The 13,239-nt window shown below is 61.8% G+C and carries 13 protein-coding genes and 1 pseudogene; 9 read left to right on the top strand and 5 right to left on the bottom strand.

The annotated features are described in order from the left end of the window. The first annotated feature begins 108 nt into the window (after nt 1-108). Complete coding sequence (locus AS026_RS16060) at nt 109-1,143, top strand: IS110 family RNA-guided transposase (RefSeq protein ID WP_062370584.1); 1,035 nt, start codon at nt 109-111, stop codon at nt 1,141-1,143. A gap of 304 nt (nt 1,144-1,447) precedes the next feature. Here the strand turns inward: AS026_RS16060 and AS026_RS16055 are convergent, their stop codons facing one another. Next, nucleotides 1,448-1,792, bottom strand: a complete 345-nt coding sequence (locus AS026_RS16055; protein ID WP_025661070.1) for a nuclear transport factor 2 family protein — start codon at nt 1,790-1,792, stop codon at nt 1,448-1,450. A 170-nt stretch (nt 1,793-1,962) separates the two neighbouring features. Here AS026_RS16055 and AS026_RS16050 point away from each other — a divergent pair, with 170 nt between their 5' ends. From AS026_RS16050 to AS026_RS16040, 3 genes are all read left to right on the top strand, one after another. Beyond that, on the top strand, nt 1,963-2,793 hold the full coding sequence (locus AS026_RS16050; RefSeq protein ID WP_062370590.1) for a helix-turn-helix domain-containing protein: 831 nt from the start codon (nt 1,963-1,965) through the stop codon (nt 2,791-2,793). 87 nt (nt 2,794-2,880) lie between these two features. Further along, nucleotides 2,881-3,555 (top strand): YbhB/YbcL family Raf kinase inhibitor-like protein, encoded by a 675-nt coding sequence (locus AS026_RS16045; protein WP_025661072.1) that lies wholly within the window; start codon nt 2,881-2,883, stop codon nt 3,553-3,555. Continuing rightward, complete coding sequence (locus AS026_RS16040; RefSeq protein WP_062370581.1) at nt 3,552-4,793, top strand: multidrug efflux MFS transporter; 1,242 nt, start codon at nt 3,552-3,554, stop codon at nt 4,791-4,793. Before AS026_RS16045 ends, AS026_RS16040 begins: the two co-directional genes overlap by 4 nt. Here the strand turns inward: AS026_RS16040 and AS026_RS16035 are convergent. Continuing rightward, entirely contained in the window at nt 4,774-5,385 is a 612-nt protein-coding gene (locus AS026_RS16035; protein ID WP_025661074.1) for a TetR/AcrR family transcriptional regulator, read from the bottom strand. The genes AS026_RS16040 and AS026_RS16035 overlap by 20 nt on opposite strands. A 116-nt stretch (nt 5,386-5,501) precedes the next feature. Between AS026_RS16035 and AS026_RS16030 the strand changes: the two genes are divergently transcribed. Next, nucleotides 5,502-6,185, top strand: a complete 684-nt coding sequence (locus AS026_RS16030) for a glutathione S-transferase N-terminal domain-containing protein (RefSeq protein WP_062370579.1) — start codon at nt 5,502-5,504, stop codon at nt 6,183-6,185. Between the two features lie 30 nt (nt 6,186-6,215). Here the strand turns inward: AS026_RS16030 and AS026_RS16025 are convergent, their stop codons facing one another. Both AS026_RS16025 and AS026_RS16020 read right to left on the bottom strand, forming a co-directional pair. Continuing rightward, nucleotides 6,216-7,142, bottom strand: coding sequence for a bestrophin family protein (locus tag AS026_RS16025; protein WP_025661076.1), 927 nt, complete (start codon nt 7,140-7,142; stop codon nt 6,216-6,218). Nucleotides 7,143-7,252: 110 nt separating this feature from the next. Then, nucleotides 7,253-8,140 carry a branched-chain amino acid aminotransferase gene (locus AS026_RS16020; protein ID WP_025661077.1) on the bottom strand — a complete coding sequence of 296 codons (888 nt, stop codon included), beginning with the start codon at nt 8,138-8,140 and terminating at the stop codon, nt 7,253-7,255. Between the two features lie 249 nt (nt 8,141-8,389). Between AS026_RS16020 and AS026_RS16015 the strand changes: the two genes are divergently transcribed. Next, nucleotides 8,390-9,430: a zinc-dependent alcohol dehydrogenase family protein gene (locus tag AS026_RS16015; protein WP_025661078.1), complete on the top strand. Its 1,041-nt coding sequence runs from the start codon at nt 8,390-8,392 to the stop codon at nt 9,428-9,430. 221 nt (nt 9,431-9,651) lie between these two features. On the opposite strand, the pseudogene AS026_RS16010 reads toward AS026_RS16015, so the two are convergent. Beyond that, nucleotides 9,652-9,861 (bottom strand): annotated as a pseudogene (locus AS026_RS16010) (cupin domain-containing protein); the annotation flags it as partial. 180 nt (nt 9,862-10,041) lie between these two features. Here AS026_RS16010 and AS026_RS16005 point away from each other — a divergent pair. The 3 genes from AS026_RS16005 to zwf all read left to right on the top strand — a co-directional run bounded on the left by AS026_RS16005 (nt 10,042) and on the right by zwf (nt 13,150). Then, nucleotides 10,042-10,509 (top strand): cupin domain-containing protein, encoded by a 468-nt coding sequence (locus AS026_RS16005; protein WP_025661079.1) that lies wholly within the window; start codon nt 10,042-10,044, stop codon nt 10,507-10,509. A 214-nt stretch (nt 10,510-10,723) separates the two neighbouring features. Beyond that, nucleotides 10,724-11,494: a trans-aconitate 2-methyltransferase gene (tam, locus tag AS026_RS16000; RefSeq protein ID WP_062370577.1), complete on the top strand. Its 771-nt coding sequence runs from the start codon at nt 10,724-10,726 to the stop codon at nt 11,492-11,494. 147 nt (nt 11,495-11,641) lie between these two features. Continuing rightward, nucleotides 11,642-13,150, top strand: coding sequence for a glucose-6-phosphate dehydrogenase (zwf, locus tag AS026_RS15995; RefSeq protein ID WP_025662730.1), 1,509 nt, complete (start codon nt 11,642-11,644; stop codon nt 13,148-13,150). Nucleotides 13,151-13,239: the final 89 nt, after the last annotated feature.

Genomic DNA, 13,239 nt, shown 5'->3' with positions numbered 1-13,239 from the left:
ATGATGAATCACAAATCTGCTGATTTGATGTTGTGGAACGGCTCTGCTCCCACCCTATCCTGAAAAGAGGCCGAGCATCCTGTTCGGTAAACAGCTTGGAGCGTTCTTATGACTTTGATCACGACAATCGGTCTCGATACGGCCAAACAAGTCTTTCAGTTGCATGGAGTAGACAACGAAGGGACGACAATCCTTCGTAGGCAGCTTCGACGCTCTGAGGTTTTGAAGTTCTTCAGGAAGATCCCGTCGTGTGTCGTTGGATTGGAGGCATGCGGAGGCGCTCATTATTGGGCACGAGAGATCAAGGCTCTCGGACATGAAGTTCGGTTGATCCCACCTGCTTACGTGAAGCCCTATGTCAAAAGAGGCAAGAATGACGCGGCAGACGCTGAGGCGATATGCGAAGCTGTAGGTCGACCGTCGATGCGTTTCGTGCCGCTCAAGACCGTCGGCCAGCAAGCGACGGCTATGCTCTTGAAGGCAAGGGACCTGCTGGTTCGGCAGCGCACCCAAACGATCAACGCTTTGCGCGGTCATCTTACCGAACTGGGCATTACCACATCCAGAGGTGTGGGCAAGGTCGACGACCTTGCCGCAATCGTCCGTGACGAGGATGATGCCCGCTTGCCACCCTTGGCCCGCATCGCCCTGTTGCCCCTGACCCATCAGATAGAGGCCTACACGTCGGAGATCGTTAAGTTGGAGAAGCACATGATCCGCGAAAGCCGACAGGATGCGACATTGAGCCGGCTGACCTCAATTCCAGGTGTGGGTCCAATCACTGCCAGCTCCATCGCGGCATTTGTACCCGACCCAAAGGCCTTCAAGTCTGGGCGTCACTTTGCGGCTTGGATAGGCCTGACCCCGAAATCAAATTCCACAGGCGGGAAAACCAGATTGGGAAGAATCTCAAAAATGGGAAACCCGGTCTTACGATCTCTTTTGGTTGTGGGAGCGTCCGCCGTTATCCAGCACGCACGTCGAGGCGCAAAGGTCTCAGCCTGGCTGACTGAGTTGCTGAGGCGCAGGCCATATAAAGTCGCCGCCATTGCGCTGGCCAACAAGATGGCCCGCATTGTTTGGGCTCTTCTAGTGAGAGGTGGTCAATTCCATAGCACGGCGAACGAAACGATGGCGGCCTAGGACCGAATGCAGATCGCTTGTCGTCGCTGACAAGCTGAGGCCCAAGGTGCAAGATCAATGATGACCCCGAGGAAAGACATCCGGATTGGATCAAGACCGTGATTCCCAACGTGCTTCGAGCTCGCTGATTTGTTTAGGTCACTCCAGTCGCGAACGTCATCAAGGCCAGTAGCCCAATTGCTGCGCGAAAAGGCCGGACATATGGGCGCACCAGCCCTCGGAATATCAACGATTGAACACCTTGACCGCAGAGCCGTTCCACATATGGGAATCCCGCACCGATTCCGATAAGCAATGATCCGCTCTAGACGTTGCGACCGAAATAGACGTCCACCGAGGCGATCCTGTCGCCCCTGAAGCGCATGACCTCCATGTTGCGGAATGCCCCGCCGTCATGCTTTTCGGCCCGGTAGCGTATCACGGCCTCGTCGTCCGCGATCTCAAGGTGCTCGATCTCGATATCGCGGAATGGCGGCGGCTCGGGCCAGCAACGGCTGAAATAGGCAACGCGATCAATGTGATCGTCGCGCGGGCTGGAGAAGGTGAAGTCCTCCGTCATCATCCCGGCCGCGATATCCTTGCGGCCCTGAAGATAGGCATCGTAGAGCCCGCGAACGGTCTGCTCGCGCGATGTTTGCAGGGTGTCCATGGCACAAATCCTTTCGGCGTCAGTGGCCTCGCCCCCAAAAATCCGATTGCATTATGCAATCGGATTTATAGCATCTCAAGCCCATTGCGGCAACTGCGGCACCACTGGCGGCTTGGAAAGTCTGCGGCGATGGTTCAAGATCATCGCCATCATCGATGACGGACGATCGCATGTCGGAAGCGCGAACCATATTGGAGCGGCTGCAGAAGCTTGCCGCCAAGGACAACCGCCCGCGGGCGTTGCCTGAGGTGGCGGAGCAGGTCTCCGCGCTCTTTACCTTCGTGACCCGCGAGCGCGAACGCATCGCCGGCTGCGCCTTTCCGCGCGCGTCGGTCGTCGTTATCGTCGAGGGTTCGAAAGAACTCGTGACCATGGGACGGCAGCTGCGCTTTGGCGCAGGCACCGTTCTGGTCTTGCCCGGCGGTTGGCGCGGCGATGTCGTCAATGACCCTGATCCTGCCAGCGGCGTCTACCGGGCGATCTTCATCGGCTTCCCCGACGAACTTGTCGCGCGGGCGGCTCGTTCGTTCCCGCCGCAGCGGGCGGTTCGGCCGATCGATTTGCCGCTGGATACGGTTCTTGCTGCCGCGATCCACCATGCCGGCGAGGGCCTGACGAGCGGGACGCTGCCTGCCCTGCTGATCGAACATCGCGTGATGGAGGTGTTGACGGTGCTTGGCATGCGCGGCGTCCTGCCGGTCAAGCCGAAGACAACGAGCGACGCCGTGCGCTCGCTCATCCGCTGGCAGCCGGACAAGTCCTGGACCGCCCATGTGATCGCCGCCGAACTCGGCACCAGCAACGCGACGTTGCGGCGGCGGCTGACGGCGGAATCGACATCCCTGCGCGACCTGCTGACTGAGGTGCGCGTGGACCTTGCTGCAACACTGCTCTCGGAGGAAGGGATCTCGCTCCGTGAGGCGGCGCTTGCGGCCGGCTATCGCTCGCCGCGACGCTTCGCCGAGCGCATGCGGGCCAGACAGCATGTGGCAAATGTTTGAGCTTTTCCGACAATTCTTTGAGCGTTTCTGCGCATCAGGCGATCACCGCGATTGTTAGAGCTGTCTCATCGAAAAGGAGACACGCTCATGCGTAAAACGATAACGGCAGCGACCCTCATTCTTGCTCTCGGCGCTGTGCCGACCCTCGCCGCGGACTTGAAGGTCACCTTCGAGAGCGGCAAGGGCGGCACATTGCCGGAGGAGAACGCTTCCTGCATCGCGGCCGGCGGCAAGGCGGCGGCTGGCAAGAACAAGAGCCCGGCCTTCTCCTGGTCGAAGCGACCGGCGGGCACGCGGTCCTATGCGCTTACCATGACCGATCCGGATGTGCCGCAAGACCTCTCGCTGCTCAACAAGGACGGAACGGTGATCGCGTACGACCTGCCCCGGATGGAATTCACGCACTGGATCCTTGCGGACATCCCGGCCACGGTCACAAAGCTCGCCGAAGGAGCCGATGGCGACGGCTTGCCGCCGGGCGGATTGCCACTGGAGATGACCGAGCATGGCCGCCGCGGCCAGAATGGTTTCGCTGGGTTCTTGAAGGATGGTCCCTACGGCGGCTATATGGGCGCGTGCCCACCGTGGAACGATCTCCGCATCCATCGCTACCGCGTAACGGTCTATGCGCTCGATATCGACAGGCTCACGCTACCCGACGCCTTCACCCGCGCCGATTTTCTTGCCGCCGCAAAGGGACATATCCTTGCCTCCGGCGCGGCTGAACTGACCTATACGATCAATGCAAAGGCCACGAAATGACCGATACCAAATGGGACGCAGCCGTTGTCGAGAGCGGCTCGATCTACTGGAAGCGTAATCTGGTCATTTCGCTGCTCGGCTCCTTCACGACGATTGTCGCGATGACGCTGCTGCTGCCCTTCCTGCCCCTCTATGTCGAGGAGCTTGGGGTCAGTAACCACGCGGCGATCGTGCAGTGGTCGGGCATCGCCTATGGCGCGACCTTTCTGGCCGCCGCCTTCGTGGCGCCGCTCTGGGGCCGGCTTGGCGATATCTACGGGCGCAAGTTGATGCTGGTGCGCGCCAGCGCCGGGATGACGGTCGCGATCTCGCTGATGGGCATGGCTGACAACGTCTGGCAGCTGGTGGCGTTGCGCCTGTTCGTCGGCCTTGCGGGCGGCTACTCCTCCGGCTCGATGGTGCTGGTCGCGACGCAGACGCCGAAGGATCGATCCGCATGGGCGCTCGGCGTGCTCGCCTCCGGCATCATGGCCGGCAACCTCGTCGGGCCGCTGATCGGCGGCGCGCTGCCGCCGTTGATCGGCATCCGCAACACCTTCCTCGCCGCCGGTGGGATGATTTTCCTGGCGTTCCTTGCAACCACCTTCCTAATCAAGGAAGAGAAGTCCCCTGCCCGCAAGCAGGCGGCGAAGGCAAGCGGCGGCTGGGCCTCGATCCCCGACAAGGGTCCCGTCATTGCGATGCTCGCCACCGGCATGCTGCTGATGCTCGCCAACATGTCGATCGAGCCGATCATCACCGTCTACGTCGCGCAGCTGGCGGAAGATCCCGGCAGGGTGACGATGATAGCAGGCATCGTCATGTCCGCGGCAGCGCTCGGCAGCATCCTGTCGGCCTCGCGCCTCGGCAAGCTTGCCGACCGGATCGGCCACTGGCCGGTCATTGCGGGCGCCCTTGCCGTCGCCGGCCTGCTGCTGATCCCGCAGGCATTCGTGACCAGTTCCTGGCAGCTGATCATCCTGCGCTTCCTGATGGGGATCGCGCTCGGCGGGCTTCTGCCCTGCATCTCCGCGGTCATCCGCCATAATGTCCCGGACAGTGCGGCCGGCAGCATCCTCGGACTGTCGGTCTCCTCGCAATATGTCGGTCAGGTCGCCGGTCCCGTGCTCGGCGGTTTCGTCGGAGGCCATATCGGCATGCGGGCGGTCTTCCTCGGAACCTGCGTGCTGCTGATCGCCGGCGCCGCCTACGCCTGGCTCGTGCGGCCGCACAATGCCGTTACGGCGCGCCGCAGATAAGCTCTACGCCGGAGCGCGCCAGTGCTTCCAGCGCCTCCCGGGTTTCCCCGGCGCGCGCCCGCACGGCCAGCGAGTGCATGATCGCCGAGGCCAACCGGGCCAATGCCTTCGGATCGGTCTTGTCCGGCAGCTCTCCGCGTTCAACCGCAAGAACGAGGCGTTCCTCTATAGCGCGGTCGAAATCGGCGAGGCTGCGGCCCAGCACGTCGCGCACGCGCTCGTGCTGGATGGCCTCGACGGCCGCGGTGCTGATCAAGAAGCAGCCGCGCGCCGCCGTATCGCCGTGAAGGTAGGTCGCAAGCGCGCGATCGTAGATCCGCGCCAGATTCTCGCGCACCGGCAAGGACGCATCCAGCGCCTCCTCGAGGACAACCATGCTGTCCATCCGGTAGCCCTCCAGCGCATCCAGATAGAGATCCTCCTTGTCGCCGAAGGCATTGTAAAGGCTCGGCCGGTTGAGGCTCGTGGCAGCGCTCAGATTGTCCAGCGACGCCGCGGAAAATCCCCGATCCCAGAAAACCTCACGCGCCTTGCCGATCGCCGCACTCGTATCAAAAGCGCGCGGTCGGCCCCGTTTTTTCTCATCCTTCATATTTTTGTACCGCTTCGCATTAAATTCTTGACTGATTTATTTTTATGCGAAACAGTACAAATGTCCAATGAATTGATACCGGCACGTCAATGCCGGTCTGCGGAGGAGGAAATCCGATGAAACTTTACATGCGCGCTGCCGCTTGTTCGCTCTCGCCGCATATCGTTTGCCGCGAACTTGGAATCGATGTGGAACTGATCGCCGTCGACCCCGCGAACCACCGGGCAGAGAATGGCAACGACTACCTTTCCATCAACGGCAACGGCTATGTGCCGGCCCTGATACTCAACGATGGCAAGGTGTTGACCGAGGGGCCTGTCATCGCCCAGTTTCTTGCCGAGACCGCGCCTGAGGGGACATCGATGCTGCCAGCAGCGGGTACCTTCGAGCGCAGCCAGGTGCAATCCTACCTGAACTTCATAAGCTCCGAGTTGCACAAGCCGATGGTTATGTTTTTCGATGCGGCTTATGGAGGCGCGCACGAGTCCATCCACGCCCTCATCCTCAAACGGTTGGAATGGCTGAATAAACGCATGAAGGGGGCCCACCTGACCGGCGAGAATTTCACCGTAGCCGATGCCTATCTCTTCGTCTGCCTGAACTGGTCACCATGGATCGCTATCGACCTCAGACAATGGCCGGCGCTTTCCGCTTTCATGAAGCGGGTTGGCGAACGGCCAAGGGTGAGAGAAGCGCTACGAGCCGAGCAACTGCTGGCCTTCGAACAGGACGGCGTCTTTTTCGCCCCGGAGGTCTATCTGGCCGCCGCCAACCGGACCGGCACGCCTGTCCTGCCCTGACTTCTTTCAGCGCTACGGAGGCCGGAGAGCTTACATCAAAAGGTAGTCCACCGGCACCGGGAGAGGCGGCAGGTCGGTCTCTCCCAGCGCTTCGCGCAGATTGATCTCGATCGTGTCGGCAAGGGCGCCGATCGGCAGCGCATTCGGCTGGTTGCCGAAGGGCGCTTCCAGCTCGTCGCCGAGCGCATCGAGGCCGAAGAAGGTGTAGGCGACCAGCGCCGTCGCAAAGGGCATGAACCAGCCGAGGACGTCGTCGAAGCCGAACGGCAACAGCAGGCAGAAGAGGTGCGCCGTGCGGTGCAGCAACAGCGTGTAGCCGAACGGCACCGGTGTCCAGCGGATACGCTCACAGGAGGCCTGCGCCAGCGTCAGCTCTCCGAGCGTCTTGTCGAGTATCTGATAGGAGATGTCTGACAGCATGTCCTTGGCACGCAGATCGGCAAGCTCCCGGGAAATTTCCAGCGAAATCGCCTCCGGCGGCGTGCGGCTCGCGTGATAGCGGGCTTTCAGCTCAGGCGACAGCAGGCGTTCGACCTTTTCGCGGCCACTGCCAGCACGCAGATGCGGCACCAGCGACTGGATGAAGGCGATGACGAGCGTGACCAGGCGTCTGCGCGCTTCGGCCCCGGCCTCGCCATGCGCCGTTTCGAGGATCAGCGTCTGCCGCGCGAAGTGACGCGCCGAAAAGATCATCTGTCCCCACTGCTTGCGCGCCTCCCACCAGCGGTCATAGCAGGCGTTGTTGCGGAAGCCGAGGAAGATGGAGATCGCGATGCCGAGAAGCGCGAAAGGCGCACCGCTGAAAACCGGCAGGACACCCGGCCAGACGCTGTGGACGAGAACCACGAGCGAGGACAGGAAGCCGGTCAGCAGGATCTGCGGAAAAACCTGCTTGATGATCGAGCCGCGGATAATGAAGAACAGTTTGAGCAGGCTGGGACGGGGGCGCACGATCATGACGCGGGCTTCTCGGTCGTTCGAACAAAGAGATGTCGGCTCTCCTCCCTACAGCCGAGCGAATGGCCGCGGCAAGCGCGGCCATTGTATTCAGATCCGAGGCAACAGACTTAGCTGTCGCTTTCGCTGCGGCCGAAGGCCCAATCCATATAAAGTTCGAGCGCCTTGCGCGTGACCGGCCCTTGCTGGAAGTCGCGGCCATCGAGGCGATTGACGCCAACGACCTTGGAGTAATTGCCCGTCGTGAAGATCTCGTCGGCGTTCATGAAATCCTCGACCGAGAGCGTCACTTCCCGAACTTCGAAACCCGCCTTGCGCAGCAGGCCGATGACGCGGGCGCGGGTGATGCCGGCAAGGAAGGTGCGGTTGGCGATCGGCGTCGAGACGATGCCGTCCTTGACCATGAAGATGTTGGAGGACGCCGTTTCCGCAACGTTGCCGTTCATGTCGCGCATCAGCGCATTGTCGAAACCACGGCTTTTGGCCTCGGCAATGGCGCGGCCGCTGTTCGGATAGAGCGAGCCGGCCTTGGCATCCGTCATCGCCGTTTCCGGCGACGGGCGGCGATAGGGCGAGACGGTCAGCGAATTCGGCGCATTGTTGCCGAGCGGGGCTTCGAACAGGCAAAGGGCGAAGCGGGTGGATTCACCGTCGACGGTGACGACGCTGCCGGCTGAACCATGCTCGCCCCAATACATCGGCTTGATGTAAACAGGCGTCTTGCCGTCGAACCTCTTGATGCCTTCCCAGGCAAGCGCCTCGATCTCCTCAGCGGTCTTGACGGGCTTCAGGCCCATGTTGATCGCCGAGCGATTGACGCGCTGGCAATGCCGGTCGAGATCCGGCGCGATGCCGTCGAACCAACGCGCCCCATCGAAGACCGTCGAGGCCAGCCACATGGCATGCGAGGTCGGCCCGATCAGCGGCGGATTGCCAGTGAGCCACTCTCCCTCGACGTAGGTCCAGGTGGTTGAACGGGGCGATGTGTCGACGGCCATGGGCATTCTCCTTGAAAAGTCCGAAGAGCAAAATCCCTGCGCGAAGAGCCGGTCAAGCGGAAATCCGCGGCCTGGAACCCTACGCAAGAAAATGGCGACGAGGCTTTCCAGGGCGTAATATTCGTGCGCGATCCCTTGCGCGCCATCGATGGGTATATCACGGAAAATCATGGATGGCGCGATTGGATGCGACACCGACGGCGTGGCATCATCCGTCGGAATCGCTGGGGCTGATAGGGAGTAAAATCGATGAAAGCCATGTTCTACGACGCCTTTGAGAAGGCTCCCGAAATTCGCGCCCTGCCCGACCCCACGCCCAGCGAGGATGGCGTGGTCATTGCCGTCGGCGCGACCGGGCTCTGCCGCAGCGACTGGCACGGCTGGATGGGCCATGATCCTGATATCAAGCTGCCGCATGTGCCGGGCCATGAACTGGCCGGCAAGGTCGTCGCAACGGGCAAGGGCGTCGCGCGCTTCAAGGTCGGCGATCGCGTGACCGTACCCTTCGTGTCCGGCTGCGGCCATTGCGGCGAATGCCATTCCGGCAACCAGCAGGTCTGCCCGAACCAGTTCCAGCCCGGCTTCACGCATTGGGGTTCGTTTGCGGAATACGTGGCGATCGATTATGCCGACACCAACCTCGTGCACCTTCCCGACAGCATCGATGATGCGACGGCGGCAAGCCTCGGCTGCCGCTTTGCGACGTCGTTTCGCGCCGTTGCCGACCAGGCGCGCACCGGTCCCGGCGAATGGATCGCCATTCACGGCTGCGGGGGCGTCGGCCTATCGGCGATCATGATCGCAACGGCGCTTGGCGCCAACGCCATCGGTATCGATCTCTCCGACGAGAAGCTCGCCTTCGCGCGCGACTGCGGCGCGGTGGCCACGATCAATGCGAAGAGCGTCGCCGATGTGGCGGAAGCGGTTCGCGAGATCACCAAGGGTGGCGCGCATGTCTCGATCGACGCGCTCGGCCACCCCGTCACCTGCTTCAACTCGATCAAGAACCTGCGCCGGCGCGGGCGGCATGTGCAGGTCGGCCTCATGGTCGGCGAATATGCGGCACCGCAGATCCCGATGGCGCAGGTGATCGGCCACGAGCTGGAGATCTACGGCAGCCACGGCATGCAGGCCTGGCGCTACGATGCGATGCTGTCGATGCTGACGTCAGGCAAGATCGCGCCACAGAAGCTAATCGGCCGGCGCATCACGCTTCAAGAGGCGATCCCGGGCTTGATGACGCTGGATCAGGCCGAAGGAGTCGGGATCAGTGTCATCACGCAGTTCTGACGGCTCGACCGCAACCGACTTCAATCAAAACGAGTGCTGCAGTTTGTAGCGTTACTGTGGTTGCGATTCATATTGCAGCGCTGCAGGCCATCGCGGCGTCCATCGCCAAGGACAGTGCAAAGGCTTTGGGGGAAGTCGCCAAACGCATTCTGGCGGCGCAGAGCGAGGGCCAGGAGAGTGCTGCAGCCTTAAACGGTAGGCGCCAATGCCGTGCCGGTAACCTATCCTTGCTTCACGCTCGCCAAATTGAGGGCCAGCGTGACATCGTTGATGATCCCCAGGCGCGCCTCGATCACTGCAATTTTCTCGGGCGTATCGGCATTGAGTGCTTCGATGTCGATGAACAGCTGCTCGCAGCCTCCAGGTGTGACGGTCCCGAACATCTGGCCCGGCTCGTCGCTGATACTCCGCCAGCTATGCTGGACATGTGGCCGCTCTCGGACGAAGAGAGCCGCAAAGGGGCGATACGCCGCACCATCTTGATGCCGACAGGATCATTGCCCATATGCCGGCCGACGCTGAAAACGCCAACCACGACGGACTTGAAGCCAGTTGCCATTGACCTTGGAAAGGTCTAACGGGCTCGCCGCCAAGAAAAAGAAAAGCGAGACATGATGTCCAACTCATTTGTAAAAGCGCCTGCCCAGGCGAGCGCGAAGGTGTTCTTCGTGCTGGGCGATCGGATCGAGCGACGGGCTCGTCTGCAAGGAGCCTGGCTCAACATCTTCGACATTACCGTGCCGGCGGGCAGCCGGACGCCGCTGCACCGCCACGCCAGTCCCGAGGTCTTCAGGATCATCGAGGGTCGGCTGACGATCCGCCGCGCGACGGAGAACGGCATCGACGAGTTCGAGGCGACGGCCGGCGACATCGTCCGCATCGAGGCGAACCAGCCGCACGCCTACTCCAATCCCGGCCATCAGGCCGCCATCTTCTCGGCTATCGTCGACAGCGACATGGTGGAATTTCTGGAGGCAGCTGGCTCGCAGGAACCGCCGAAGGCGGCGCCGTCAGCGGAAACGCGGGACCGCATGAATGCCGCAGCCAACGCCCATGGGATCACCATATTGGCGGCCTGAGTCCTTTTGGTCTCCGCCCGAGACTATAGCTCGGGCGAGCCTCACCTGCTCCCTTAATAAATACTGTCATACAAAGACGATATGGGCGATTTCGTACGCGGCCTCTTGCGTTCGCCGCCGTTCGTCGACTGTATTTGAGCTCGACGCCGACCGGTCGCGACGTAGGCGCGATGCGAGCGCGCACCCTGGAAGCTAATTTGTAAGGGAGATGGTCATGGTATGGTCTGCCAGCCAGTATGTCAAATTCGAGGATGAACGCACACGCCCGGCGCGGGATCTGTTGGCGCAGGTGCCGCTTGAACACGTCCGCCACGCCGTGGACCTCGGCTGCGGGCCGGGCAATTCGACGGAGCTGATTGTCGAGCGTTTCGGTGCCAAAGGCGTTTCCGGCCTGGACAGCGATCTGAACATGCTGGAAGCGGCTCGCAAGCGCATGCCCGGCACGCCCTTTGTCGAGGCCGACCTTGCCACCTGGCAGCCGAGCGAACCGGCGGACCTCCTCTTTGCGAATGCCGTCTTCCAGTGGCTGCCTGAGCACCTCGACATTTTCGATCGCTTGATGGACGGACTTGCGCCGGGCGGCGTGCTGGCGGTGCAAATGCCCGACAATCTGACCGAGCCGACGCATCTGCTGATGGAGGAGACGGCGCATGCCGGCCCGTGGAAAACAGCGTTCGCGGCGCGGAGCGTTCGCCGCGAAACCCTGCCGCCGCCCTCCACCTACTACAGTCGGCTCATCGACAAGGCCGCCCGCGTCGACATCTGGCATACAGCCTACAACCATCCAATGGCTGACGCCGCCGCAATCGTCGAATGGGTCAAAGGAACGGGCCTGCGGCCCTATCTCGATCACGCAGGCGAAAAGCATCGCGAGGCGTTCCTGGCCGACTATCTCGGCCGCGTTGAAAAGGCCTACCCGAAGATGTCGGACGGGCGCGTGTTGTTGCGCTTCCCGCGGATCTTCATGGTGGCGGTTAAGAGCTGACACGCCCTGGCGGTTTGACGGGCTCCGATTGGCCAGTCGAAGGGCAAGACAGGATCCGATGACATTACCGTGCAATGCTCAGGCGGCATCCTGCTTGCCGCCGCACAAGCGCGCACTATAGTCGATGGAAACAGCGAGGAACCCTTCATGGACGCCGCCCCCATTCCGTCAGCCACACTCGTCATCTTCGGCGCGACCGGCGACCTGACGCGGCGCCTGCTGATACCGGCGATCATCAATCTGACGCGAAGCGGATTGGTCGGCGACGATCTGAAGATCCTCGGCGTCGGCATAGAAGCTGGCGACGACGCCTCACTGGTTGCGAGGCTGGACAGCTTTCTTGCCGGATTGAGCGACCCGATCCGACCGGAGACCGACGACGCCTGGCAGCGTCTGCAGCAGCGCATCTCCTACATTTCAGGCGATTTCACGCAAGACGGCATATTCGTCGAGATCAAGAAGCACCTGACGAGCTGTAACGCGGCCTTCTACTTCGCGGTACCGCCACAGTTCTTCGGCCCGCTGGTCGAAAAGCTGGCCCAACACGGCCTCACCAGCGAAGCTGACGGATGCTTCCGGCGGATTGCCATCGAGAAGCCTTTCGGCACCGACCTCGCCTCGGCCCGTGCGCTGAACGCCCGGATCCTCTCCAATGTCTCCGAGAGCCAGGTCTACCGCCTCGACCACTTCCTGGGAAAGGAGACGGTGCAGAACATTCTGACCGCCCGCTTCGCCAACATGATGATCGAGGCGCTCTGGAACAACAACTATATCGACCACGTGCAGATCAGCGCCGCCGAAACAGTCGACGTCGGCACGCGCGGCAAATTCTACGACGCGACCGGCGCAATGCGCGACATGATCCCCAATCATCTGTTCCAACTGCTGGCGATGATCGCGATGGAGGCCCCGAACGGTTTCGGCGCCGAAGCGATCCGCACGGAAAAGAGCAAGGCGCTGGGCGCGCTGCGCATCTATACGCCGGAGGAAGCCGAAACGCATGCCGTTCGCGGCGCCTACACATCAGGCAAGCTCGACGGAAACGACATTGCCGCGTTCCGGGAAACCAAGAACGTCTCGCCCGACAGCAACACCGAAACCTTCGTCGCGATGAAGCTCTACGTCGATTCCTGGCGCTGGGCCGGCGTGCCCTTCTATCTCAGGACGGGCAAGGCGCTGAAGGCGCGCGATACGGAAGTCGTCATCACCTTCCAGCAGGTGCCCTTCGCGCAGTTTCGGAAAACGGATGTCAACCGTCACCTGCCGCCGAACAAGATGCTCATCCAGGTCCAGCCCGATGAGGGGCTGAGCGTCGAGATCTCCATCAAGTCGCCCGGCCTATCTGTCGACACCGTCCCGGTCTCGCTCGACTTCCGCTATGCCGACGAATTCGATATCGGCAAGATGACGGGGTACGAGTCGCTTCTCTACGACCTCTTCACCGGTGACCAGACGCTGTTCCAGCGCGCGGACGGCATCGAGGCCGGTTGGGCGGCGGTGCAACCCTTCCTGGATATATGGGCAAAAAGCAGCGAAACGCCGGAGTCATACGCGCCCGGAAGCAGTGGTCCATCCTGCGCCGACGAACTGATCCGCCGCGATGGCCGGGAGTGGCATGAACTGGGCGCAGCCACCCGCAACCCTGATCCAAAGTAAAGCCCGGAAATACACGCTTAACTAAAGTAAAACCGAGTAGAATTTCCCGGCCGCTCGCGCATGGCGAGCATAGATATTGTACCATTTCG

This window comes from Rhizobium altiplani, assembly GCF_001542405.1.
GTDB classification, from domain to species: Bacteria; Pseudomonadota; Alphaproteobacteria; order Rhizobiales; family Rhizobiaceae; genus Rhizobium; species Rhizobium altiplani.
This window is presented reverse-complemented; position numbering and strand designations above follow the sequence as displayed.

What these genes read in the sequence shown, in the direction of transcription:
- zwf (WP_025662730.1), top strand. Translation starts at nt 11,642, where the DNA reads ATGGACGCCGCCCCCATTCCGTCAGCCACACTCGTCATCTTCGGCGCG.
- AS026_RS16045 (WP_025661072.1), top strand. Translation starts at nt 2,881, where the DNA reads ATGCGTAAAACGATAACGGCAGCGACCCTCATTCTTGCTCTCGGCGCT.
- AS026_RS16050 (WP_062370590.1), top strand. Translation starts at nt 1,963, where the DNA reads ATGTCGGAAGCGCGAACCATATTGGAGCGGCTGCAGAAGCTTGCCGCC.
- AS026_RS16015 (WP_025661078.1), top strand. Translation starts at nt 8,390, where the DNA reads ATGAAAGCCATGTTCTACGACGCCTTTGAGAAGGCTCCCGAAATTCGC.
- AS026_RS16055 (WP_025661070.1), bottom strand. Translation starts at nt 1,792, where the DNA reads ATGGACACCCTGCAAACATCGCGCGAGCAGACCGTTCGCGGGCTCTAC.
- tam (WP_062370577.1), top strand. Translation starts at nt 10,724, where the DNA reads ATGGTATGGTCTGCCAGCCAGTATGTCAAATTCGAGGATGAACGCACA.
- AS026_RS16030 (WP_062370579.1), top strand. Translation starts at nt 5,502, where the DNA reads ATGAAACTTTACATGCGCGCTGCCGCTTGTTCGCTCTCGCCGCATATC.
- AS026_RS16005 (WP_025661079.1), top strand. Translation starts at nt 10,042, where the DNA reads ATGATGTCCAACTCATTTGTAAAAGCGCCTGCCCAGGCGAGCGCGAAG.
- AS026_RS16020 (WP_025661077.1), bottom strand. Translation starts at nt 8,140, where the DNA reads ATGGCCGTCGACACATCGCCCCGTTCAACCACCTGGACCTACGTCGAG.
- AS026_RS16035 (WP_025661074.1), bottom strand. Translation starts at nt 5,385, where the DNA reads ATGAAGGATGAGAAAAAACGGGGCCGACCGCGCGCTTTTGATACGAGT.
- AS026_RS16040 (WP_062370581.1), top strand. Translation starts at nt 3,552, where the DNA reads ATGACCGATACCAAATGGGACGCAGCCGTTGTCGAGAGCGGCTCGATC.
- AS026_RS16060 (WP_062370584.1), top strand. Translation starts at nt 109, where the DNA reads ATGACTTTGATCACGACAATCGGTCTCGATACGGCCAAACAAGTCTTT.
- AS026_RS16025 (WP_025661076.1), bottom strand. Translation starts at nt 7,142, where the DNA reads ATGATCGTGCGCCCCCGTCCCAGCCTGCTCAAACTGTTCTTCATTATC.